This is a genomic window from Sphingobium chungbukense, from assembly GCF_001005725.1.
GTDB classification, from domain to species: Bacteria; Pseudomonadota; Alphaproteobacteria; order Sphingomonadales; family Sphingomonadaceae; genus Sphingobium; species Sphingobium chungbukense.
In genome coordinates this window covers 402835-423438 of sequence record NZ_LBIC01000001.1, presented here as the reverse complement: position 1 = coordinate 423438, position 20604 = coordinate 402835, and the positions used below count along the sequence as shown (strand labels likewise).

Genomic DNA, 20604 nt, shown 5'->3' with positions numbered 1-20604 from the left:
TTTCTTAACCGTCAGATGATGCCATCTGACTGGAAATCGCTCTAGTGTGGTGGATTTGAAATACGCCTCATTATAGCGGCCAGGTGGGGAGCGTATTTCAAATCCATAAACCACACTAGAAACATATATTCGCTAGTGACCCTGATGAATCTGAAGTTCGTTCAACGCCTGCCCAACAATGTGACGAACTTCAGATTCGGGTCACTAGGAGATACGGAAACATATTTCGAACATCACTGCATGCCGCTTATGGACGATCGGCCGGGTCGCTGTGCGGGATGATGACTGTCTGCAGGATGATCGAGAATGGCGCGAAGTTACCTTGAGCGAGTTTAAAGAAAAAAGGGGCCGCCGGGCAGGCGACCCCTTCTATGTTGTCCGCGAAAGCGGTCAGGTCTGGATCAGTCCGCCTTCGTCTGAAGGTTCACGGCCGCATATTTGCCGCGACGGTCAACCTCGAGTTCGAAGTCGAGGCGATCACCTTCGTTGAGCGCGCTCATGCCGGCGCGTTCTACGGCGCTGATGTGAACGAACGCGTCGGGCTGGCCGTCGTCGCGCTGGATGAAGCCGAAGCCCTTCATGGCGTTGAAGAACTTGACCGTGCCGCTCGCGCGTTCGCCGGTGAGCTGGCGCTGCGGGCCGCGGTCGCCGCCGCCCGGACGATCGCCAAAACCACCAGCGCGGGGCTCGCGGGGGGCGCGTTCGGTGACGGGGAGCGGTTCGCCCTCGATCTTGAGGTCGGTCGCCGACACCTTGCCGCCACGATCCACCAGCGTGAAGCCGAGCTGCTGGCCTTCGGCCAGGCCGGTCAGGCCCGCCTGCTCGACGGCGCTGATGTGGACGAACACGTCTTCGCCGCCATCGTCACGGACGATGAAGCCGAAACCCTTCTGGCCGTTGAAGAATTTTACGACGCCAGTGCCTTCACCGACGACCTGGGCGGGCATGCCGCCACCACGGCCGCCGCCGAAACCACCACCGCCGCCGCCGCCGAAGCCGCCACGACCACCGCCGCCACCGAAGCCGCCGCGGTCGCCGCCGCCGAAACCACCACCGCCGCCGAAGCGATCGCCACCGCCGAAGCCGCCGCGATCACCACCGAAGCCACCACGATCGAAACCGCCGCCGAAGCCGCCGCGGCCACCTTCATAGAAACTATCCTCGCCGATACCGTCGCGCTTGTCCTTGCCGCGACCGCCGCGGCGCCCTCTGTCAAAACTCATGCCCTGTTGGTCACTTTCGCTTCGCCCCAGACTAAACCGGACAAACATGTCGGGCGAATGACATGCAGAATCCACCGCAAAGCGCGGTTTGAGAATCACTATATCAACTTTTCTCAGGCGTGCGAACGATTTTACGTATCGGCGTCAATCGGGGGCAAAGGCTGCAAATATGCCGTCCCATGGGCTTTTCCGGGCAAATCGACGGTGGGGCAGCGGGTGATTGCGGCGTGGACCGTTTCGCCATAGAGGGGAATCATGACCGTTCATTTTCATGAAGAGGATCTGCCCGAGGGCGTACTTGCCCCCGGTCCGATCGCCGTCGATACCGAAACCATGGGGCTGATCACCCCGCGAGACCGCCTGTGCGTCGTGCAGATCAGCGACGGGAAGGGGGACGAGCATCTGGTGCGCTTCAACCCCGGCAGCGATTATGCCGCGCCGAACCTGAAGGCGGTGCTGGCCGATCCGGAGCGGCTCAAGCTCTATCATTTCGGGCGGTTCGATATCGCCGCGCTCCAGCATTATCTGGGCGTGGTGGCCGCGCCCGTCTATTGCACCAAGATCGCATCGCGCCTGGTGCGGACCTATACCGACCGCCATGGGTTGAAAGAACTGGTGCGCGAACTGCTGGGGCAGGAACTGTCCAAGGTGCAGCAGTCGAGCGACTGGGGCGGGCCGGTGCTGTCCGACGCGCAGAAGGATTATGCGGCGTCCGACGTCCGGTTCCTGCACGCGCTGAAGGCCGAGCTGGACAAGCGGCTGGTGCGTGAGGGGCGCATGGAACTGGCACAGGCCTGTTTCGATTTCCTGCCGCACCGCGCCGCGCTGGACCTGGCGGGATGGCCGGAGATCGATATCTTCGCGCATATGTGAGGTCGCCATGTCGTTACAGGCCGATCAGCAACGCGATATGCGCCGCCACTGGGCGCGGCCGGGGGGGAGCCATGACCGGCTGGTCGGGCTGCTCAAGAACTGGCTGCCCGTGTCGGTGGGCGTGCTGGCGGCGCTGCTGGCGACCGCGCCCTTCACCGGCGGGGACAAGGTGAGCTTCGTCCTCGACAAGAACAAGGTCGAGGTGGCGAAGGAGCGGATGCGCGTGACCGAAGCGCTCTATCGCGGGGAGGACAGCAAGGGACAGCCCTTTTCCCTGCGGGCGGGATCGGCCGTGCAGAAGAGTTCGCGCGAACCGATCGTCGACCTCAACGACATGTCGGCGCGGATATTGCTGTCCGACGGGCAGGCGCTGTTGCGGGCGCAGAAGGGCCGCTACGACATGGATACGGAGCGGGTCGCCATCGACGGGCCGGTGCAGTTCCAGTCTGAGGGCGGATACCGGATGACGACGCGGGACGTGGGCGTCGACCTGAAATCCCGGCGGATGCAGAGCGCCGGGCGCGTGGACGGGCGGATACCCATCGGCACGTTCAGCGGCGACCATCTGGAGGCGGACCTGGGCGCGCGGACGGTGACGCTGAACGGGCGTGCGAGCTTGCGTATCGAACAAAATGGCCTCAAAGGGCGGAAGTGATGAAAAAGACCCTTTTTCTGGTGTCGTTGAGCGCTCTGGGCGCGGCTGGCCTCGTCTATGCCGGGGCGGATGCGCAGGTGCTGAAGAATCATGACAGCAATGCGCCGGTGAACTTCACCGCCGACCGGATCGAGGTGCAGGACCGCGCCGATCGCGTGATCGTGTCCGGACATGTCGAGGTGACGCAGGCGGGCATGACGCTGAATGCCGCGCGGATGACCGTGGCGTACCGGAACCAGCCAGGCGGCGGAACCGGGACCAATGGGGTCGAGATCGACCGGATCGATGCTTCCGGCAATGTCGTCGTCACCAAGGCGGACCAGACGGCAAAGGGCAATGTCGCCATCTATGACCTCAACAGCAAGCTGATCACCATGCTGGGCAATGTGTCGTTGACGCAGGGGACGAACCGGCTGACCGGGGGACGGCTGGTGATCGACCTGACCAGCGGGCGATCGACCGTGGACGGGCGGGCGGCGGGTGGTGCTGCTTCGGGTGTGACGGGCAGCGCCGGCGGGCGTGTGTCGGGTACTTTCACGGTGCCGCAGCGGAAGGAATGAGCGGCTTTCCGCCGCTTTCCCTTGGAACATGGGTGATATGATGAGGACGCGGAAAAGCGGCCTTTCAGCGTGCGTTTGCCAGAGATGGAATGACGGTTGAACGAGCCGTCTGGGGCGGTGAGGCTGTGGGGTAGATGAAGCCGCTCCCGCCCACACTGAGTCATTGAGCGCATGGTGCTCCTGCCCAGGCACTCGACGAGACAAGTGGCTCGCGAGAGCGTTGGCAGAACAGGAGACGCTTAAAAAACTGCCATTCCGCCTTCCACCCCAAGTCGCCGGTCCGTAATGGCCTTAATGCTTGCCCGGTTTGTTCGATGTGCCCTTGGCCGTCGGGTTGATCAACTGGGCGCCGGCGGGGAGGCCGGTGCCGCCCATGTCGAGCTTTGCCGCCTCGGTCCGGGCGACCTGTCCCGGATTGTCGCGTTCCTTGATCGCGGCCCTGGTTTCGGCGTCGAGCTGCTCGTCGGGATCGCCATTGTCGGCGCCGCGGGTCCAGCCCAGTATGATCGACATGCGCCGGTTGCGCGGGTCGTAGGCATCGTCCTTGGCAAAGGGTTCGCGGTCGGCGACACCCTCGATCCGGGCGAAGCGGTCATTGCCGATGCCGTTGCCGGCCAGCGCCTTGCGCGTCGCTTCGGCGCGGGCGGAGGAGAGCATCCAATTGTTCATCGTCTGGCCCGAGCTGTAGGGCAGGCCATCGGTATGGCCGCGCACGATCAGCGGGTTGGGCATGGTGCGGATGGTCTGCGCGACCTCGTTCACCAGTTGCTGGGCCTGCGGCAGCAGGCGGTCGGTGCCCATGGCGAACATCGCGAAATCAGCCTCGTCGATCAGGTCGATGCGCAGCCCCTCGCGGGTTTCGGTGAAGCGGATATTCTTGCGCAGCTTGGCCATGCCCTGGCGCTTGGCCATGCGGGCTTCCAGCTCCTTCTTGATCGATTCGAACTTTGCGCGATCCGCCGCACGGGTGGCCTTGCCGCCCTGGTCCTTCGTGCCCGAGGCGTCGCGCGGGATGGTGATGGCAAGGTTGCCCTGACCGCCGGTGGTCGGGTAATTTTCCTTGCCCATCATGCTGTCGCCGCCGAACAGGCCGTTGGAGCCTGCGGAATTTTCCTTCATCTGCACCAGCGTCGGCGTGAAATAGTCGGCCAGGCCCTTGCGCTGCTTTTCGGTGGTCGCGCCCAGCAGCCACATCAGCAGGAAGAAGGCCATCATCGCCGTCACGAAGTCGGCATAGGCGACCTTCCACGCGCCGCCATGATGGCCGCCATGGCCCTCTACGATGATCTTCTTGACGATGATCGGCCTGGGTTCGGGCTCGTTCGCGCCGCGCTTCTTCTCGGCCATGGCTTATTTGCCCCGCATGCCGTCGAACACTTCGGCGAAGGCTGGCTGGTTCGCATGGGTGAGGCTGGAGCGCGCGGCCTCGATCACCAGCGGTTGCGGGTGGCCGTGCAGCGAGGCGACGATGATCTGTTTCACCACATGATACATGGAGCCGTCGGCCTCGATCACCGCGCGGCAGCGATTGGCGAAGGGATTGACCATGCCATAGGCGAGCAGCACGCCGAGGAAGGTGCCGACCAGCGCCGAACCGATCATGCCGCCCAGGATGGCCGGGGGCTGGTCGATCGAGCCCATGGTCTTGACCACGCCCAGCACCGCCGCGACGATGCCCAGCGCGGGAAGCGCGTCGGCGAGGCCTTGAAGATTGTCGGCGGGCTTCAGCGATTCATGATGATGGGTCTTGAGCGCATTATCCATGACCTCCTCGACCGCATGGGGATCGAGCGTGCCGGAGGACACGACCACCAGGCGCAGCGTGTCGCTGATCAGGTGGATCAGCGTCTTGTCGCCCATCAGGCGCGGATATTCGGAGAAGATCGCCGAACTGGCCGGATCCTCGATATGCGGTTCCAGCGCCACCGGGCCTTCGACGCGCAGCGTCTTCATCAGGCGCGAGACGAGGAAGATGCAGTCGAGAAAATCCTGCTTCTTGTATTTCGGCCCCTTGAACACCTTGGCGAGGCCGCCGCCCAGCGCCTTCAGGTCCGAACCCGAATTGCCGATGATGAGCGCGCCGACCGCGGCGCCGCCGATGATGATCATTTCATGCGGCAGGGCGTGCAGAACCGGGCCGATGTCGCCGCCGGTGAAGATGAAGCCGCCGAACACCATGGCGAGCAGCACGACCAGGCCGATGATTGCGAACATGATTATCCCCGAAAAATCTGCCCGAAGGCGCCGTCTCAATTCCGAGCGTCGCATGAAGACGCTCCCGATTGGTTAATACGGCTTGGTTAGGATGTGGTTTAGGCCACCGGTCGAAAATTCAGCGATTTCATTTTCGGCGGGAAAAGCCTGATGAGACGCCCTGTTCCTGCAAAAGCAGGAACAGGGCGTCTCATGGGAAGTATCTGGGCTTTTTCCGCCTACTTGATCAGGTCGAACAGCGTCTGCTGGTTGATCCGGGCGAAGGAGGACTGGGCCGCGTTGAGCTGGAGCAGCTTGGCCGCGACGGTGGAGATGACCTTGGTAAGGTCGGTCGATTCAAGGTCGCTGCGCCGTTCCGTCAGGTCGAGGTCGATGTCGGTGAGGCGCGTGCCGATCGTGTCGAGCCGGTCGCTGCGTACGCCCTGTTTCGTCAGTTCCAGCACGATATGCTGTTGCCCCGCCTTGATCGCGTCCAGGCTGGCGGCGACATCGCTGTCGGTGCCGCTTTGCAGCGCGGTGATGCTTTGGCTCAATATGGCGTCCAGCGTCATCGGCGTGCCGTTGACGTCGATGCCCTCCGACACTTCCTGTTTGGTGCCGACCACGGCCAGGTTGAGGCCCCGGCTGACGGGAACCAGCACGCTTTGCTGGTCGTCGAAGGTGGGGATGCCGTTATAATCCTTCTGGTTCAGCAGCGCGTCGATCGTCGAGCGGATGGTCTTCATTTCCTCGATGATCGCGGTCTTGCCGGTGGAGTTCATCGCCCCGTTGCGAGCGGAGGTCAGCAATTCCTGCGCACGGGTGAGCAGATTGTTCATCTCGTCGAGATTGGATTCGGCCGTCTTGGCGCGGGTCGTGCCCGTGCTGACATTGGACTGCCAGGCGGCCTGCTGCGCCTGCGCGCGGCCGATGTCCGACACCTGCACCCAGGCGAGGGCGTTGTCCGACGGCTTGTTCAGCGTCTTGCCGGTGGAAATCGCGGTCTGGCCGTTGACGATGTCCGTCGAAAGCTGTTGCTGGCGCCGGATTTCGGCCAGAAGGACCTTATTGGTGATGCCTACCATGGCTTGAAGTCCCTTCCGTTCAGATGAGCTGGAGGATGGCGTCGACGGTTTCCTTCGCCACCTGAAGGATTTTCGCGCAGCCCGAATAGGCCTGCTGGATGCGGAGCAGATCGGCCGCCTCCATGTCGAGGTCGACGCCGCTGACCGCTTCGCGCGCGGCGACGGCCTGGTCGCTGCGGTTTTGCGCCGTGGTCTGTTCCGCCTTGGTGGAGGACAGAAGATTGGCCTGATTGGCGATCAGCGAGGTCCAGCCCTGTTCGACGCTGCCGTTGCCGCGCAGGGCGGTGGACACGGTCAAGAGATTGCCGTTCGCCGTGCCGTCGGAGGATTTGGTGGCAAGTTGCCTGGGATCGCTGATCAGTGCGGTGACGGTGGCCGCAGTCGTGCCCGAGAGCAGGGGGGCGCCAGCCGTGCCCGCGTCGGTGACGCCCTGTCCATGCCAGTCGTTCATGTCGGTGACGAACTGTTGCGCCAGCGTGTCGAGACTGGTGCGACGCTGCGTCACGGTGCCGGCGGCGGAAAAGAGGCCACCAAGCGCGCCGTTTGTGGGAGCGGCGAGCGCGGTGCCGCCGCTGGTGGCGAGCGCCAGCGTGCCGTCGCTGTTCGCCGTGAGGGCGAGGGTGGTGGCGGTCGCGCCCTGGACCAGAGTCTGGCCGTTCAGCGAGACGATGGCCTGGTCATGCGTGCCGAAGCTGATGTCGATATTGAGATTGGACGACAGCGTGCCGAGCGCCGCGTCGCGGCTGTCGAGCAGTTGGGCATAGGCGGACGTGCCCGGCTGCGCGCGCAGCAGGCTGTTGTTGATGTCGGCCAGCGCGTTGAGTGCCTGATTGACGGTGGTGACGGCCGCTTGCGCTTCGGTCGCGATGCCGGTCGACACTTGTTGCAGGTCGGCCGAAGTCTGTTTGAAGGCCTGGGCGACGCGGCTGATGCTGTCCAGCGTGGTCACGCGCAGCGAATTGTCGCTGGGGCTGGCGGCCAGCTTGTCCATATTCTGGTACATGGCTGTCATGAGCTGGCCGACACCGGTTTCGGTGTCGTTGAGCGCGGTTTCCGAATCGGTCAGCCAGCGCAGCTTCGCGGTCGCGCTGCCCAGCGCCATGTTGGTGTAGCGGACCGTCGCATCGAGATAGGGATCGGTGGCACGGTTGACGCTTTTGACGTCGGTGCCGCCGAAATTGGCGCGGGCGATGTACATCGCCATGGTCGCGGTCGACGAACCGGATTCGACCGTCGTCACGGAGCGGCGGGTATAGCCCTCCGTGCTGGCATTGGTGATATTCTCGGAAATCGCCGCCATCGCCGAGCGATAGGCCTTGGTCCCCGAGGCGCCGATGATGAAGAGGTCGCTCATTCGGCCTTATCCCCGGCAGGGGCGGCGGCGGGTATCGCGACCTTCGCGCCGAACTGGTGCATCAGCATTTCGGCGATGCCCAGCGTGCCCCGGCTGGCCATGCTGTCGGCGGTGCGGGCGTCGGCCATGTCGCGAAACTGGTCGGTGGCGCTGGAATCGCTGATGCCCTCGGCCAGGCTGGCCGAGCGCATCGCGCCCATCATCTGGCGCAGGAAGATCGCCTCGAACTGTTGCGCCGCCTTTTCCAGCGACGCCTTGTTCTGGGTTCCGCCCGCCTGGGCTGCCGTTCCCGAAGTCGCACCAATCTGCATCACAACACCACCAGTTCAGCCTTGAGCGCACCCGCCTGCTTGAGCGCTTCGAGGATCGCGACCATGTCCGCGGGGGAGGCGCCGATGGCGTTCACCGCTTTGACTATATCGGCCAGAGAGGCTCCACCTTTAAAATTAATCATCGGTTTCTTTTCCTGATCGATCGAAATCGAACTGGATTGCTCCACCGCCGTCTGCCCCTGCGAGAAGGGGGCGGGCTGGACGACGCGAGGGGATTCGTTGACGCTGACCGTGATCTTGCCGTGCGCGATGGCGGCCGGATGGATCTTCACCGCGCCGTTGATGACGACCGTGCCGGTGCGGGCGTTGACGATGACCTTGGCCGGGGCGTCGGCGGGCGAGACCTCGATATTCTCGATCATGCCCATCATCATGATGCGGTCCGAAGCGCCGGGCGCGGCGTCGATGGTGACCGACACGGCGTCCACGGCCTTGGCGCGATGGTCGCCATAGGTGCGGTTGATGCCGTCCGCCACGCGCAGGGCCGTGGTGAGGTCGGCTTCGGACAGGTTGAAGGTGAGGGTGGGCGCGGTGTCGAAGCCGGTGGCGACCGCGCGTTCGACCGTTGCGCCGCCCGGAATGCGGCCGGCGGAAGGGATGTTGACCGACACCTGGCTGCCGTCCGCGCCGGAGACGCCGAGGCCGCCGACGGCGAGATTGCCTTGGGCCATGCCGTAGATTTCGTTGTCCGCGCCGCGCAGGGGGGTCATGATCAGCGTGCCGCCGCGCAGCGACTTGGCCTTGCCGAGAGCAGAGACGGTGACGTCGAGCCGCTGGCCGGGCTTGGCGAAGGCGGGCAGGTCCGCCGTCACCAGCACCGCCGCCGCGTTCTTGAGCGCCGGGTTGATCCCCTGCGGCAGGGTGAGGCCGAAACGCGAGACCACGCCCTTCATGCCCTGCGTCGCATAATCGAGGCTGTCGTCGCCCGTGCCCGCGAGGCCGACGACGATGCCGTAGCCGGTGAGCTGGTTGGGACGCACGCCCTGAAAGGTGCCGAGATCCTTGATCCGCTCGGCATGGGCCGGGCCAGAGGCCAAAGGAGCGAAAATCGCCATCAGGGGCAGCAGGAAACGCAACAGGCGGGTCATGGCGGGCATGTCCATCTAGAAGGGGCTGATCATGGAGAAGAAGCGCTGCAACCAGCCCTGACGGCTGGCGCGGGCGATTTCCCCCTTGCCGGTGTAGATGATCTTGGCGTCGGCCACGCGGGTCGAGGCGATGCGGTTGTCCGGGCCGATATCGGCCTGGCGGACGAGGCCGCTGATCTGGATATATTCGTCGCCGCGATTGAGCGTCAGCGCCTTTTCGCCCTTCACCAGCATGGTGCCGTTGGGATAGGTCGCCGCGATGGTCACGGTGATTTCGCCGTTGAGCGCGTTCGACTGGGTGGCGTTGCCCTTGCCGGTGAAGGCATTGCTGCCGCTGGAGCCGATGTCGCTGGCGGAGAAGATCTTGGAGAGCGGACCGGTGCTGGGCGGGGTCAGCGCGATGCTGCCGTCGCGCTTGGTGTCGGCGCTGTTGCTCTTGGTCGCCTGGGTCCGTTCGACCAGGACGATGGTGATGATGTCGCCCACGCTGGTCGCCCGCGCGCCGCTGGTGAGCGGCGTATAGCCCATCGACGCCTGGAAGATCGAGCCGTTCGCCGCCGGGGCGGCAGGCGCGGCAACGACCGAGGGGGCATAAAATTGCCGCTCGGCATCGCGCTTCTTGCCGGCCATGGCCGGGGAGGCGGCCAGGATGACCATCGACAGGGCGAGCAGGGAGGTGGAGGCGAGGCGCATCGTCATCCTCAGAGCTGCTGGTTGACGTACTGGAGCATCTCGTCGGTCGCCTTGATCATCTTGCTATTGACCTCATAGGCGCGCTGGGTCTCGATCATGTCGACCAGCTCTTCCACGACGTTGACGTTGGATGTTTCCAGATAGCCCGAGCGGACGACGCCGCGCCCGTCCAGCCCCGCGACGCCGACCTGCGGCGTGCCGCTGGCGGCGCTTTCCTTGAGCAGATTGCCGCCCACCGAGGTCAGGCCGCCCGGATTCATGAAGCTGGCCAGTTCGATCTGGCCGAGCTGGGTCGGTTCGGTCTGGCCCTGAAGCGTGGCGGAGACGGTGCCGTCATTGCCGATGGTGACGCTGGTCGCGCCTTCGGGCACGGTGATCTGCGGGATCAGCGGCAGGCCGTCGCTGGTGACGACGACGCCCTCCGCCGTGGTCGTGAAATTGCCCGCGCGGGTATAGGCGATCGAGCCGTCGGGCTGCTGCACCTGGAAATAGCCCGATCCCTCGATCGCCATGTCCAACGTGTTGCCGGTCTGATTGAGCGTGCCCTGCTCGTTGATCTTGCTGGTGCCCTGGAGCGCCACGCCCGAACCCAGGTTGAGGCCGGTCGCGAACTTGTTCTGGCTGTCGCTGTTCGCGCCCGCCGCCACGATCTGCTGATAGGCCAGCGTCTCGAAATCGGCGCGGTCGCGCTTGAAGCCGGTGGTGTTGACGTTCGCCAGGTTGTTGGCGATCACGCGCATCTTCGTGTTCTGCGCGTCAAGGCCGGTGCGGGCGACATGAAGGGCTGCGTTGGTCATCGTCTGTTATCTCCACGACACATGGTCATGCGGGCTTCAAAGCAAGAGGTGTGCCAAAATTAACCATCCAGCTTCATCAGCGACGCGCCGCCATCGTCGAGCTGCTTGGCGGTGTCGATCATCTTGACCTGGGTTTCCCAGGCGCGGCTGGCCTCGATCATCTGGACGAGGGCCGAGGTGGCGTTGACGTTCGATCCCTCCAGCGCGCCGCCAGTCACGGTGGCGATCGGATCGTCCGGCAGGACGCCGCCATTCACTTCGCGGAACAGGCCGTCCGTGCCCTTGGCGATACTGGAGCCGACGGGGTTCACCAGTTTCAGCTTGTCGATCTGCTGCGGATTGGCGGGGTCGCCGCCCTGCGGCACGCCCCAGATGCTGCCGTCCTTGGCGATGGAGACGCTGTCCATCTGCGGCAGGGTGATGGGGCCGCCTTCACCCAGGACGGGCAGGCCGTCGCCGGTGGTGAGCAGGCCGCTGTCGGTGACCTTAAGGTCGCCCCGGCGCGTATAGGCTTCGCTGCCGTCCGCGGCCTGAACGGCGAGCATCGCATCGCCGTTCATGGCCACGTCCAGCGGATTGCCGGTCTGCGTGACCGCGCCTTGCGCCATGTCGGCGGCGATCACCTGTTCCGAAGCTTGCGCCCGCGTGTCGAACGTGTCGCCCTTGATCCAGCGCGTCTCGGCATTGGCGATTTCCGCGCGAAAGCCGGTGGTGTTGACGTTCGCCAGATTGTTGGAGATCGCCGCCTGCCGCGCCATCGCGCCGCGCATCGCGGTGAGTGCCGTGTTGACGAGCCGGTCCATGGGAGTGTCCTGTTTCCTGCGGGTGATAATCTTCCGCCATCCCCACTTTCGCGGGGATGGCGGATTGATCCGTCAATTTAGGTCCGCATGTTGACGATGGTGGTCGACAGCGTGTTGGCCGCTTCGATCGCCTTCGAGTTCGCCTGGAAGTTGCGCTGGGCGGAGATGAGGTTCACCAGCTCTTCGGTGATGTCGACGTTGGACCGTTCCAGCGCGCCCGAACGAACCGAGCCGAACAGGCCGCTATTGCCGGTGCCCAGCATCGGCGCGCCGCTGGCGTTGGTGGCGGTCCAGTGGGCGTCGCCGCTCTGGCGCAGCCCTTCCTGGCTGTTGAAGGCGGCGATCGCGGTGGCGCCCAGATAGACGGTGGAACCGTCGGCGTAGACGCCGGTGATCTTGCCTTCTTCCGACACGCCCACGCTGGTCAGCTGGTTGCCGGTGCCGCCGTCGGGCCAGTTGGTGGGGATTTTGAGATCGGTGAGCGAGGCCGGGGTCAAGGTGCCCGTCGCCGTCGGAACGCCGGTGGTGGGATCGAGCGGAACCACCTGGAGCCGGGCGCCAGTGGTGTCGACGACATAGCGACTCTCCTCGACCGAGAAGGCGCCGTTGCGGGTGTAGCCGATCTGGTCGTCGGCGCTGCGCTTCACCGTGAAGAAGCCTTCGCCGGTGATGGCGAGGTCCAGCGTCTTGTCGGTGGTTTCGATCGTGCCCTGCGTGAACTGCTGGCTGATGCCCTGGGTGCGCACGCCCTGGCCCGCGACCTGCGTCGTGGTCTGCATCGGCGCGGCGGCGAAGATATCGCCGAACACGGCCTTGCTTTTCTTGAAGGCGGTCGAATTGACGTTGGCGACATTGTTCGCCGTGGTCGACAGGTCGGTCTGGGCGGCCTTGAGGCCCGAAAGCGAGATGTAGAAGGACATGGCGTTGCTCCTTGGGTGAAAAGGATTTCGTTTGAATCAGGCGAGGGAAATGGCGTCCGACGGCGAATAGGTGCCGAGCGCGGTGATGAGCTTGGACGCGCTGCCGTCGGCGGGTGACTGGACGGCGGCGATGGTGGCCCAGCTTGCGACGCGGCTGGGGTTTGCGCCGTTGACCTTGATCTTCAGCGCGTCGGTAGCGACGGTGTTGCCCGCCTCATCCTTGCCGTCCCAGAAAAAGTTGATGTCGCCCTTGGGCTGGTCGCCCAGCTTGATCGTCTTGACGACATTGCCGTTGCCGTCGACCAGATCGACCGAAGCGCCGCTGGTCGCATCGGCGAAGCTCACCTGACCCATATATTGGCCCGCCGCGTCGGGGGCAGCGATATTGCTCTGGATCAGCATCGACTTGCCGATCCAGCTCGCCGCGTCGCCAAGGCGCGATCCGGTCATCTGCGACGCCAGATTCTTCAGCGTCTGGTTCATTTCCGCGATGCCGCTGCTGTTGGTGATGGTCGCCATCTGCGAGACCATCTGGGCGTTATCCATCGGTTCGAACGGGTCCTGCGTCTGCATCTGCGCGGTCAGCAGGCGCAGGAAATCCGCCTGGCCCATTTCCGACTTGCCCGTGCCGACATTGGCATAGGGGTTATAGACGGACAGGCCCGCGCCGTCGGTGGCGGTCGTGGTCGTCATTTGCCGATCCTTATGGTTTCCATCATCAGGGATTTGGCGGTGTTGAGCACCTGCACATTGTTCTGGTACATGCGGGCGGTCTCGATCATGTCGACCAGCTCCGCGCTGCTATCCACGGCGGCTTCCCAGACATCGCCATTCTTGTCGGCCAGCGGATGGTTGGGATCGTGGCGCTTGGTGGGCTGCGCATTGGTGGTGACGACATTCTGGACCTTGACGGTCGAGACGCCGGGGCTGTCGGTGACCGACTGGAACACCGGCTTGATCGCGCGATAAGCTTCCGCCGCGCTGCCGGTGACATTGCCGGCATTCGCCATGTTGGAGGCGGTGGCGTTTAGCCGCACGAGCTGCGCGCTCATGGCGCGGCCGGCAATGTCGAAGACGTTCATGGGGCCAGAGCTTGAAGAACCGCTCATGCTCATTCTCCCTTCAAGGCGCGGGTGACGGTGTTGATGCGGCCCTCCAGAAAGGAGAGGGTCGTGCGATATTTGACGGCGTTTTCCGCGAACAGCGTCTGTTCGGTGCTGAGTTCGACGGTGTTGCCGTCGAGGCTGGGTTGCAACGGCACGCGATAGCCCATCGAGTCATCGACGGCCTGGGACACGTCGGCGGCGGATTTGCCCTGCCGGGTGGTGGCTTCCTTCAGCGCGGACTCGAAATCGATGTCGCGCGCCTTGTAGCCGGGGGTCGAGGCGTTCGCGATGTTGGACGCGAGCAGGGACAGCCGCTGCGAGCGAAGCGCCAGCGCCTTTCCATGTATCCCGAACAATCCGTCTTCCAGCGACATTTTTCCGTCTTCCATCTTTTTTGCCCCGAGGGGCCTAAAAGTTCCGCTTCATCCGCCGTTCTGAGGCCTGACGGCGTGAACTGCGGGTGATCCAGCCTGATATTCGCAAGAGCCGTGCCAATTTGCGTGGGTGACGCATCGGCAGGCGGGAAACGGCGGAAATCAGCGGGATTGCGGGGGTGCGGCGGCAAGGGCGGCAAAAATTTGCCGGTCGGTGGCAGGGCTTTGCCGGGATCGATGGGGACTTGAACGATGATCGGAATAATGGCGCATCTCTTCGATCCCCTGACATTGCTGGCGATGCTGGCGGGGATCGGCGCGGTGGTGCTGTTCCAGAATGGCTGGCGCGCCATGGGGCGGGGCTTTGCGGCCCTTGGCCCCTTATTGCGTGCCGATCCGGCCAAGGACCGGGCGGCGGCGCGGGCGGCGATGCTGAAGATCGACCAGGTGGCGCAACTGCGCGGCCTGGCCTGCACCGACCGGGTGAAGACCGCCAATCCCTTCCTGACCGAGGCGGCGCGCAAGCTGGCCAATAGCGAGAAGCCCGAACAGTTCGAACTGTGGGCGGCGCAGACGCTGGCCGACCGGGCCGAGCGCCATGGCGGCGCCTGCAAGGTCTGGCTGTCGGTCGCCGATGCCGCGCCCGCGCTGGGCATGGCGGGGACGATCATCGGTCTGGTCGGCATGTTCGCGGGGATGAACGATCCGGCATCGCTGGGGCCGTCCATGGCGCTGGCGCTGCTCACCACCTTTTACGGCGTGGTGATCGCCAATCTGCTTGCCGCGCCGGTGGCGGCGCGGCTGGCCGACCTTTCCGAACGGGAACTGGCCTGGCAGAAGGAGGTGGCCGATCGCATGGCGGCGATTGCGCGGCGGGAGAATGTGCCGCTGCGCCGCGCCTCGATCCGCGAGGTCGCATGAGCGCCGCGACCGCCTCCAGCGCCCGGCGCAGCCGCTGGGCGATCAGCTTTGCCGATCTGCTGCTGCTGCTGCTCGGTTTTTTCGTGATGTTGCAGGCGAGCGGACAGCGCAAGGACGCGATGCTGGCGCAGGTGCGCGCGCAATTTGGCGGGCGGGCCGCGGCGCAGGCGACGGAAATCCGCGCGGCCGAGCTGTTCCAGCCGGGTGAGGCGATGCTGACGCCCGCGGGTGACGCGCGGCTGAAGGCGCTGGGCGCGCGTTTCGCCAAGGGCCGCGAGCGGCTGGAAGTGAGTAGCCGGGGGAGCGATTCCGGGCGGCAGCGGTTCGATGGATGGGATCTGGCGGCGGCGCGACTGGGCGCGGTGGCGCGGGCGCTGAAGGATGCGGGCGTGGGCCGGGACCGGCTGGCGATACGCGGGCTGGACCAGCTTGATGGAGAAAGCGGCAAGGGGCAGATGCTGCGCATCGTGGCCGGTGAAGCGACGCGCTGATCGGCGCTATCTGGCACGATAATTGCGTATCTCATGGTTAATCCTGTCCGCTTCATCGGAGAGATACCGTGAACTTATTGCCCAAGATCCTCCTTCTGGCGCTGTCCGTATCGGCTTCCGATCCCGCATTGGCGCAGCAGAAGTTCGAGAATCTGGACCGCGTCGACAGTCTGGTCGCGATGACGGTCGGCGCCAATATGGGCGAGCCGGGCGGGCCGATGGCGCCGGTCGACCGGCGGTTGCGGCTGGCCGCCTGCCCCACGACGCCCAGCGTCGACGGGCCGGTGTTCGGCGCGGCGATTGTGAAGTGCGATGCGCTGGGCTGGCGGATTCGCGTGCCTTTGGTCGCGGGGGGCGCTGCGGCGGCTTCGGGGCCGGTGGCGCGCTATGCGCCTGCGGCGCGGGCCGTGCCTAGGGAAGCCATCGTCAAGAAGGGCGATCCGGTGCAACTCATGGCCGGGAACGCGGCTTTCAGCGTGTCCCGCATGATGGTCGCGGATGAGGATGGCGCGGTGGGGCAGACGATCCGCGTGCGCGAGGACAAGAAATCAGCGCCGATTCTGGCGCAGGTCGTGGAAATGGGAATAGTTCGTATTCCGGGATTTAATAATTTTTGAACCCGTCCGTATATAGGCTGTGCGGGACGAGTGAAGGAATGAGACCATGATTAAGTCTGTCGGCCAGAATATCAGCGCCGCCATCGAGGCGACCCGCCTGAAGGAAGGCGGCAAGACGCGTGCGTCGTCGGCGACCGGTTCGAGCGCCACGGCCTCCTCCTCGGCCAGTTCGGCCAGCCCCGCTGCCCGCATGGCGGCGGAGGGCGCGCCGGTCGATATGGACCGCGTGGCCGCGATCAAGGCAGCGATCGCGTCAGGCAATTATCCGGTCGATGCCTCCGCCATTGCGGAGCGCATGATCGCGCTCGACCTGCCCACGGCCGGTTGAGCCCATGCCGCTTGGTCTGGCAGCGCTGGATGAACTGACCGCCGCTTTCGAGGAGCTGCGCGGGGTTCTCGACGGCACCGACCCGGCGGCGATCGAATCGGCGACAGGCCGCATCGCGAAGGCCGCTGCCGCGGTCCGCGCCATTGGCGTCTGGCGGTCGGACGATGCGGTGAGGGATCGGCTGAAGGCGCTGGTGCCGTTCATGGAATCGGCGCGGATTCGCACCAACCTGCTCGCGGATCATGCGAATCAGCGGCTGGCCATTCTGGCGGCACAGGGGGCGGAAACCGCGCCTCTGGTCTACGGGCGCTGAAAACTCCCTGTTTTCCGGTATTTATGAAGGCGCCTGCGGGCGCCTTTTTTGCGTCGGGGCGCATGAGGAAAATCGAATTATGAGCGCGCGTTAACCAAATCTTGGCACAAGCCTTGCTCTAATGACCCCCGGTACCAACGGGGATGATGTCATCAGTGTCGGCTTTCGCAGACATATCAGCAACAGGCGCTTCGGCGGGCAATCGCGTGACCAACGCGATCGCCATGGCCAGCCGGCGGACAGGCGTGGACTTCGCCTATCTGCTCGGCCAGGCCAAGATCGAGAGCAGCCTCAATCCCACCGCCCGCGCGACGACATCCTCCGCGACCGGGCTGTACCAGTTCGTCGACCAGAGCTGGCTGGCCGTCATCGACCAGCATGGCAGCGAATATGGCCTGGGCTGGGCCGCCGACGCGATCAGCCGGGGCAGCAACGGCCGCTATTATGTGTCCGACCCCGATTTGCGCCAGCAGATACTGGACCTGCGCAAGCATCCCGAGACCGCTTCGGTGATGGCCGCCGAACATGCCGCCGACAACAAGGCCACTCTGGAACAGCGGCTGGGCCGCGAGGCCGAGCCGGTCGACCTTTACATGGCCCATTTCCTGGGCGTCGGCGGGGCGAGCAAGTTCCTGTCGATGGAGGAGGCTGCGCCCAATGCGGCCGCGGCTTCGATGTTCCCGGCGGCGGCGCGGGCCAACCGTTCGATCTTCTACGACAAGCAGGGCAATCCCCGCAGCTTTGCCGAAATCCGCGACCGCTTTGCCGCGAAGCTCCAGAAGGGCTTCGATTCGGTCGGGACCGGCGACATCCAATATGCCGACGCTTCGCTGCCCTCTGGCGCGAAGACCGTGCAGCCCGCCGATTATGTGCGGATCGAAACCCAGCGCCTTGCGACCGCCGCCGACGTCACCGTCCGGCCGGAACCGCAGACGGCGCGTCTCGCCTATCTCATGCTCGCCACCCTCGGAAGGTAACGGCCAAAGATGACTCCTGCCCAAGTCAAAGCGAAGATCTGGATGAGCACCGCCAAGGGCGCGGTGCTGCCCATTGCGACGCTGATGGTCGTGCTGTTCATGATGGTGCCGGTGCCTGCGTTCATGCTGGACGTGGGCTTCATCACCAACATCATGATCTCGCTGGCGGTGTTGATGGTGGCGCTGAACGCGGCCAAGCCGCTGGATTTTTCCAGCTTTCCGACGGTGCTGCTGTTCGCCACCCTGCTGCGTTTGGCGCTGAACGTCGCCTCTACCCGCGTGGTGCTGGTGAACGGCCATGAAGGCACTGATTCGGCGGGTCATGTCATCGAGGCGTTCGGTCATTTCCTGATCGGCGGCGACTATGTCGTCGGCATCTTCGTCTTCGCGATCCTGATGATCATCAACCTGGTCGTCATCACCAAGGGCGCGGGCCGCGTGTCGGAAGTCAGCGCGCGCTTCACCCTGGACGCCCTGCCGGGCAAGCAGATGGCGATCGACGCCGATCTGAATGCGGGCCTGCTGACGCCCGAGGAAGCCAAGGTCCGCCGCCGCGAAGTCGCGACCGAGGCGGATTTCTACGGCTCGATGGACGGTGCCAGCAAGTTCGTGAAGGGCGATGCGGTCGCGGGCATATTGATCCTGGCGATCAACATCGTCGGCGGCATCATATTGGGCGTGGTCAGCCACAAGCTCAGCATCGGGGAAGCCGCTCAGACCTATATCATCCTGGCGATCGGCGACGCGCTGGTGGCGCAGGTTCCGGCGCTGCTGCTCTCCATCGCCGCAGCCGCCATCGTCACCCGCGTCGGCAGCGAGGACGATCTGTCGAACCAGATCACCAGCCAGTTCGGTTCGGGCAAGGCCTGGATTCCGGTGGCGGCGATCCTGACTTTCCTGGGCATCCTGCCGGGCATGCCGCACATGATCATCCTGTCGGCCGCGGCTGTGGCTGGCGGCATTGCATGGCAGCTCCGCAAGTCGAGCCAGCGCAAGGCGGCCGAGCCTGAACCCGTCGCGCCGCCGCCCAATCCGGCGCTGATCGAATGGAATGACGTGTCGGACGGCGCGGTGCTGGGGCTGGAGATCGGCTATGGCCTGATTTCTCTGGTCGACGAGCGCAAGGGTGCGCCGCTGATGGCCCGCATCACCGGCATCCGCCGTCAATTGTCCAAGGAACTGGGCTTCGTCGTGCCGATGGTCCGCGTGAAGGACAATCTGGCGCTGGAGCCGAACCAATATCGCATCACCATTGCCGGTGTCGTCGTCGGCGAGGACGAGATTTTCCCCGACGATCTGTTGGCGCTGGACAGCGGCGCGCTGGAGGGCACGGTTTCGGGCCGCGAGGCCAAGGACCCGACCTTCGGCCTGGATGCGGTCTGGATTTCGCCCGACAAGCGCAGCGAGGCGGTGGTCGCGGGCTATACCGTGGTCGATCCGCCGACGGTGGTTGCGACCCATCTCAATCAGTTGATCGCCATGAACGCCAGCGAGATGTTCGGCCTCGACGAAGCGCGCAAGCTGCTGGACAACCTCAAGGATGCCGCGCCGCAACTGGTCGAGGGACTGACGCCCGGCCTGCTGAACCTGACGCAGATTTCGGCGCTCTGCCGCGCCCTGCTGGCGGAAGGTATCCCGCTCAAGGACTTCCGCCGCATTTGCGAGGCAATGGTCGACGCGGCTCGCCCGGACATGAACCTCGACCAGTTGGTCGAAGCGGTGCGCCAGCGGATCGGGTCGCTGATCATCCAGGGGCTGGTGCCGGTGAAGATGCCGTTGCCGGTGATCACGCTGGACGGCGATCTGGAAGCGCTGCTGGCGCAGGCGATGCGGGTTGCAGGCGATGCCCGGCATCCGATCGAACCGGCGCTGGCCAACCGCATCATCGAGGCGGTGGTGACCGCCGCCCGGCCGTTGCTGGGGCAGGCGCGTAACTTCGCCATTGTCACCTCGCCGGTCGCGCGCCGGGCGCTGGCCCGCCTGTTCAAGCCGCACCTGCCCGAGACGCCGGTGCTGTCTTTCCTCGAAATTCCCGATGGCAAGGGCGTGGAAGTCGTCGCCGTGGTCGGCGGCGAGCAGCGGCCAGTGCCGCGCCACGATCCGCTGCCGCACAATTCCGTTTCCGGCCGCGAACGCGTCGCATAAGGAGCCAAGCTCATGTTCATGAACAGGGTTGTCGCCAGTTCCGATGCCAACACCTATGGCCGGTCCGCCCATGCCAATTCGCCCGAACGGCTGGCGCGCCAATATATGCCGCTGGTGCGCAAGATCGCCTGGCATGTCCATGGCCGGGTATCGAGCGCGATCGAGATCGAGGACCTGCTTCAGATCGGCATGGTCGCGCTGGTCGAGGCGGCCAATGGGTTCGAGGATCGGGGCCTGGGTTTCGCCTCCTATGCGCAGATGCGCGTGCGTGGGGCGATGATCGACCATCTGCGCCGTCAGGCGACCGTGACGCGGTCGGCCATGGCCCAGCGCAAGACCATGGCGGGCATTCGCAGCCGGCTGGAACAGAAGCTGGGCCGTGCGCCGCTGGAAGCGGAAATGTCGGCGGAAATGGGTCTGGACGCCGCCGCCTATCGTGAAGCGGCCGACAGTTGTGAGATGGTGCAGCATACGAGCATGGACGAGGTCTATTCCGACCAGTCCATGTGGTTCGCCGATGTCGAGGACCGTGCCGACGACGTGATGGAGCGGGAATCGCTGAAGGTCGCGCTCGCCAAATGCATTGGCGATCTGCCGCAGCGTGAGGCCTTGGTGCTTCAGCTCTATTTCGTCGAGGAACTCAATCTGGAGGAGATCGGCGCGACGCTGGATATCGGCGCGGCGCGGGTCTGCCAGATCAAGAAGGCGGCGCTGGACAAGTTGCGCGAGAAGCTGCGCGACTGGGATTGAACGCCT

At 64.8% G+C, this 20604-nt stretch carries 25 protein-coding genes; 11 read left to right on the top strand and 14 right to left on the bottom strand.

Annotated features, from left to right (window positions below; genetic code table 11):
* Positions 1–401 precede the first annotated feature (401 nt).
* Positions 402–1223 carry a cold-shock protein gene (locus YP76_RS29005; protein ID WP_046761952.1) on the bottom strand — a complete coding sequence of 274 codons (822 nt, stop codon included), beginning with the start codon at positions 1221–1223 and terminating at the stop codon, positions 402–404.
* Positions 1224–1478: 255 nt separating this feature from the next.
* On the opposite strand from YP76_RS29005, the gene YP76_RS02110 reads away from it, so the two are divergent.
* The 3 genes from YP76_RS02110 to YP76_RS02100 are packed head-to-tail and all read left to right on the top strand — an operon-like array spanning position 1479 to position 3311.
* Positions 1479–2096 carry a ribonuclease D gene (locus tag YP76_RS02110; RefSeq protein ID WP_046761951.1) on the top strand — a complete coding sequence of 206 codons (618 nt, stop codon included), beginning with the start codon at positions 1479–1481 and terminating at the stop codon, positions 2094–2096.
* Positions 2097–2103: 7 nt separating this feature from the next.
* Complete coding sequence (locus tag YP76_RS02105) at positions 2104–2751, top strand: hypothetical protein (protein ID WP_046761950.1); 648 nt, start codon at positions 2104–2106, stop codon at positions 2749–2751.
* Positions 2751–3311: an LptA/OstA family protein gene (locus YP76_RS02100; RefSeq protein ID WP_046761949.1), complete on the top strand. Its 561-nt coding sequence runs from the start codon at positions 2751–2753 to the stop codon at positions 3309–3311. Before YP76_RS02105 ends, YP76_RS02100 begins: the two co-directional genes overlap by 1 nt.
* A 291-nt stretch (positions 3312–3602) precedes the next feature.
* On the opposite strand, the gene YP76_RS02095 is transcribed toward YP76_RS02100, so the two are convergent.
* The 13 genes from YP76_RS02095 to flgB form a co-directional block, all read right to left on the bottom strand.
* Positions 3603–4658: a flagellar motor protein MotB gene (locus tag YP76_RS02095; RefSeq protein WP_046761948.1), complete on the bottom strand. Its 1056-nt coding sequence runs from the start codon at positions 4656–4658 to the stop codon at positions 3603–3605.
* A 3-nt stretch (positions 4659–4661) separates the two neighbouring features.
* Positions 4662–5525: a flagellar motor stator protein MotA gene (motA, locus tag YP76_RS02090; RefSeq protein WP_046761947.1), complete on the bottom strand. Its 864-nt coding sequence runs from the start codon at positions 5523–5525 to the stop codon at positions 4662–4664.
* Between the two features lie 218 nt (positions 5526–5743).
* Positions 5744–6589: a flagellin gene (locus tag YP76_RS02085; protein WP_046761946.1), complete on the bottom strand. Its 846-nt coding sequence runs from the start codon at positions 6587–6589 to the stop codon at positions 5744–5746.
* 19 nt (positions 6590–6608) lie between these two features.
* Entirely contained in the window at positions 6609–7943 is a 1335-nt protein-coding gene (gene flgK / locus YP76_RS02080) for a flagellar hook-associated protein FlgK (protein ID WP_046761945.1), read from the bottom strand.
* Positions 7940–8254 carry a rod-binding protein gene (locus YP76_RS02075; RefSeq protein ID WP_046761944.1) on the bottom strand — a complete coding sequence of 105 codons (315 nt, stop codon included), beginning with the start codon at positions 8252–8254 and terminating at the stop codon, positions 7940–7942. Before YP76_RS02075 ends, flgK begins: the two co-directional genes overlap by 4 nt.
* A complete protein-coding gene (locus tag YP76_RS02070) occupies positions 8254–9363 on the bottom strand; it encodes a flagellar basal body P-ring protein FlgI (RefSeq protein WP_232307419.1) in 1110 nt (369 codons plus the stop codon). The genes YP76_RS02075 and YP76_RS02070 overlap by 1 nt, the downstream gene beginning before the upstream one ends.
* A 15-nt stretch (positions 9364–9378) precedes the next feature.
* The gene (locus YP76_RS02065) at positions 9379–10056 is read right to left on the bottom strand and encodes a flagellar basal body L-ring protein FlgH (protein ID WP_046762571.1); all 678 of its coding nucleotides are present in this window, start codon (positions 10054–10056) and stop codon (positions 9379–9381) included.
* 8 nt (positions 10057–10064) lie between these two features.
* A complete protein-coding gene (gene flgG, locus YP76_RS02060; RefSeq protein WP_046761942.1) occupies positions 10065–10853 on the bottom strand; it encodes a flagellar basal-body rod protein FlgG in 789 nt (262 codons plus the stop codon).
* 59 nt (positions 10854–10912) lie between these two features.
* Positions 10913–11656, bottom strand: a complete 744-nt coding sequence (locus YP76_RS02055; RefSeq protein WP_046761941.1) for a flagellar basal body rod protein FlgF — start codon at positions 11654–11656, stop codon at positions 10913–10915.
* A gap of 77 nt (positions 11657–11733) precedes the next feature.
* Entirely contained in the window at positions 11734–12576 is an 843-nt protein-coding gene (locus tag YP76_RS02050) for a flagellar hook-basal body complex protein (RefSeq protein WP_046761940.1), read from the bottom strand.
* A gap of 36 nt (positions 12577–12612) precedes the next feature.
* Entirely contained in the window at positions 12613–13269 is a 657-nt protein-coding gene (locus YP76_RS02045; RefSeq protein WP_046761939.1) for a flagellar hook assembly protein FlgD, read from the bottom strand.
* Positions 13266–13658, bottom strand: a complete 393-nt coding sequence (gene flgC, locus YP76_RS02040) for a flagellar basal body rod protein FlgC (protein ID WP_046761938.1) — start codon at positions 13656–13658, stop codon at positions 13266–13268. The genes YP76_RS02045 and flgC overlap by 4 nt, the downstream gene beginning before the upstream one ends.
* Before the next feature lie 29 nt (positions 13659–13687).
* Positions 13688–14056: a flagellar basal body rod protein FlgB gene (gene flgB / locus YP76_RS02035; RefSeq protein WP_046762570.1), complete on the bottom strand. Its 369-nt coding sequence runs from the start codon at positions 14054–14056 to the stop codon at positions 13688–13690.
* Between the two features lie 252 nt (positions 14057–14308).
* On the opposite strand from flgB, the gene YP76_RS02030 reads away from it, so the two are divergent.
* From YP76_RS02030 to YP76_RS01995, 8 genes are all read left to right on the top strand, one after another.
* A complete protein-coding gene (locus YP76_RS02030; protein ID WP_046761937.1) occupies positions 14309–14977 on the top strand; it encodes a MotA/TolQ/ExbB proton channel family protein in 669 nt (222 codons plus the stop codon).
* Entirely contained in the window at positions 14974–15468 is a 495-nt protein-coding gene (locus YP76_RS02025; RefSeq protein ID WP_046761936.1) for a flagellar motor protein MotB, read from the top strand. Before YP76_RS02030 ends, YP76_RS02025 begins: the two co-directional genes overlap by 4 nt.
* Positions 15469–15536: 68 nt before the next feature.
* A complete protein-coding gene (locus YP76_RS02020) occupies positions 15537–16085 on the top strand; it encodes a flagella basal body P-ring formation protein FlgA (protein WP_046761935.1) in 549 nt (182 codons plus the stop codon).
* A gap of 46 nt (positions 16086–16131) precedes the next feature.
* Positions 16132–16413 carry a flagellar biosynthesis anti-sigma factor FlgM gene (gene flgM / locus YP76_RS02015; RefSeq protein WP_046761934.1) on the top strand — a complete coding sequence of 94 codons (282 nt, stop codon included), beginning with the start codon at positions 16132–16134 and terminating at the stop codon, positions 16411–16413.
* A gap of 4 nt (positions 16414–16417) precedes the next feature.
* Positions 16418–16726 (top strand): hypothetical protein, encoded by a 309-nt coding sequence (locus YP76_RS02010; protein ID WP_046761933.1) that lies wholly within the window; start codon positions 16418–16420, stop codon positions 16724–16726.
* A gap of 155 nt (positions 16727–16881) precedes the next feature.
* A complete protein-coding gene (locus tag YP76_RS02005) occupies positions 16882–17703 on the top strand; it encodes a lysozyme family protein (protein ID WP_046761932.1) in 822 nt (273 codons plus the stop codon).
* Positions 17704–17712: 9 nt separating this feature from the next.
* Entirely contained in the window at positions 17713–19848 is a 2136-nt protein-coding gene (gene flhA, locus YP76_RS02000) for a flagellar biosynthesis protein FlhA (RefSeq protein ID WP_046761931.1), read from the top strand.
* Between the two features lie 12 nt (positions 19849–19860).
* On the top strand, positions 19861–20598 hold the full coding sequence (locus YP76_RS01995) for a sigma-70 family RNA polymerase sigma factor (RefSeq protein ID WP_046761930.1): 738 nt from the start codon (positions 19861–19863) through the stop codon (positions 20596–20598).
* Positions 20599–20604 lie beyond the last annotated feature (6 nt).

What these genes read in the sequence shown, in the direction of transcription:
- YP76_RS02010 (WP_046761933.1), top strand. Translation starts at nt 16,418, where the DNA reads ATGCCGCTTGGTCTGGCAGCGCTGGATGAACTGACCGCCGCTTTCGAG.
- YP76_RS02095 (WP_046761948.1), bottom strand. Translation starts at nt 4,658, where the DNA reads ATGGCCGAGAAGAAGCGCGGCGCGAACGAGCCCGAACCCAGGCCGATC.
- YP76_RS02030 (WP_046761937.1), top strand. Translation starts at nt 14,309, where the DNA reads ATGATCGGAATAATGGCGCATCTCTTCGATCCCCTGACATTGCTGGCG.
- flgK (WP_046761945.1), bottom strand. Translation starts at nt 7,943, where the DNA reads ATGAGCGACCTCTTCATCATCGGCGCCTCGGGGACCAAGGCCTATCGC.
- YP76_RS02070 (WP_232307419.1), bottom strand. Translation starts at nt 9,363, where the DNA reads ATGACCCGCCTGTTGCGTTTCCTGCTGCCCCTGATGGCGATTTTCGCT.
- YP76_RS02075 (WP_046761944.1), bottom strand. Translation starts at nt 8,254, where the DNA reads ATGCAGATTGGTGCGACTTCGGGAACGGCAGCCCAGGCGGGCGGAACC.
- YP76_RS02050 (WP_046761940.1), bottom strand. Translation starts at nt 12,576, where the DNA reads ATGTCCTTCTACATCTCGCTTTCGGGCCTCAAGGCCGCCCAGACCGAC.
- flhA (WP_046761931.1), top strand. Translation starts at nt 17,713, where the DNA reads ATGACTCCTGCCCAAGTCAAAGCGAAGATCTGGATGAGCACCGCCAAG.
- flgC (WP_046761938.1), bottom strand. Translation starts at nt 13,658, where the DNA reads ATGAACGTCTTCGACATTGCCGGCCGCGCCATGAGCGCGCAGCTCGTG.
- YP76_RS02100 (WP_046761949.1), top strand. Translation starts at nt 2,751, where the DNA reads ATGAAAAAGACCCTTTTTCTGGTGTCGTTGAGCGCTCTGGGCGCGGCT.
- flgG (WP_046761942.1), bottom strand. Translation starts at nt 10,853, where the DNA reads ATGACCAACGCAGCCCTTCATGTCGCCCGCACCGGCCTTGACGCGCAG.
- YP76_RS02055 (WP_046761941.1), bottom strand. Translation starts at nt 11,656, where the DNA reads ATGGACCGGCTCGTCAACACGGCACTCACCGCGATGCGCGGCGCGATG.
- YP76_RS29005 (WP_046761952.1), bottom strand. Translation starts at nt 1,223, where the DNA reads ATGAGTTTTGACAGAGGGCGCCGCGGCGGTCGCGGCAAGGACAAGCGC.
- YP76_RS02105 (WP_046761950.1), top strand. Translation starts at nt 2,104, where the DNA reads ATGTCGTTACAGGCCGATCAGCAACGCGATATGCGCCGCCACTGGGCG.
- flgM (WP_046761934.1), top strand. Translation starts at nt 16,132, where the DNA reads ATGATTAAGTCTGTCGGCCAGAATATCAGCGCCGCCATCGAGGCGACC.
- YP76_RS01995 (WP_046761930.1), top strand. Translation starts at nt 19,861, where the DNA reads ATGTTCATGAACAGGGTTGTCGCCAGTTCCGATGCCAACACCTATGGC.
- YP76_RS02025 (WP_046761936.1), top strand. Translation starts at nt 14,974, where the DNA reads ATGAGCGCCGCGACCGCCTCCAGCGCCCGGCGCAGCCGCTGGGCGATC.
- YP76_RS02110 (WP_046761951.1), top strand. Translation starts at nt 1,479, where the DNA reads ATGACCGTTCATTTTCATGAAGAGGATCTGCCCGAGGGCGTACTTGCC.
- YP76_RS02045 (WP_046761939.1), bottom strand. Translation starts at nt 13,269, where the DNA reads ATGACGACCACGACCGCCACCGACGGCGCGGGCCTGTCCGTCTATAAC.
- motA (WP_046761947.1), bottom strand. Translation starts at nt 5,525, where the DNA reads ATGTTCGCAATCATCGGCCTGGTCGTGCTGCTCGCCATGGTGTTCGGC.
- YP76_RS02065 (WP_046762571.1), bottom strand. Translation starts at nt 10,056, where the DNA reads ATGCGCCTCGCCTCCACCTCCCTGCTCGCCCTGTCGATGGTCATCCTG.
- flgB (WP_046762570.1), bottom strand. Translation starts at nt 14,056, where the DNA reads ATGTCGCTGGAAGACGGATTGTTCGGGATACATGGAAAGGCGCTGGCG.
- YP76_RS02085 (WP_046761946.1), bottom strand. Translation starts at nt 6,589, where the DNA reads ATGGTAGGCATCACCAATAAGGTCCTTCTGGCCGAAATCCGGCGCCAG.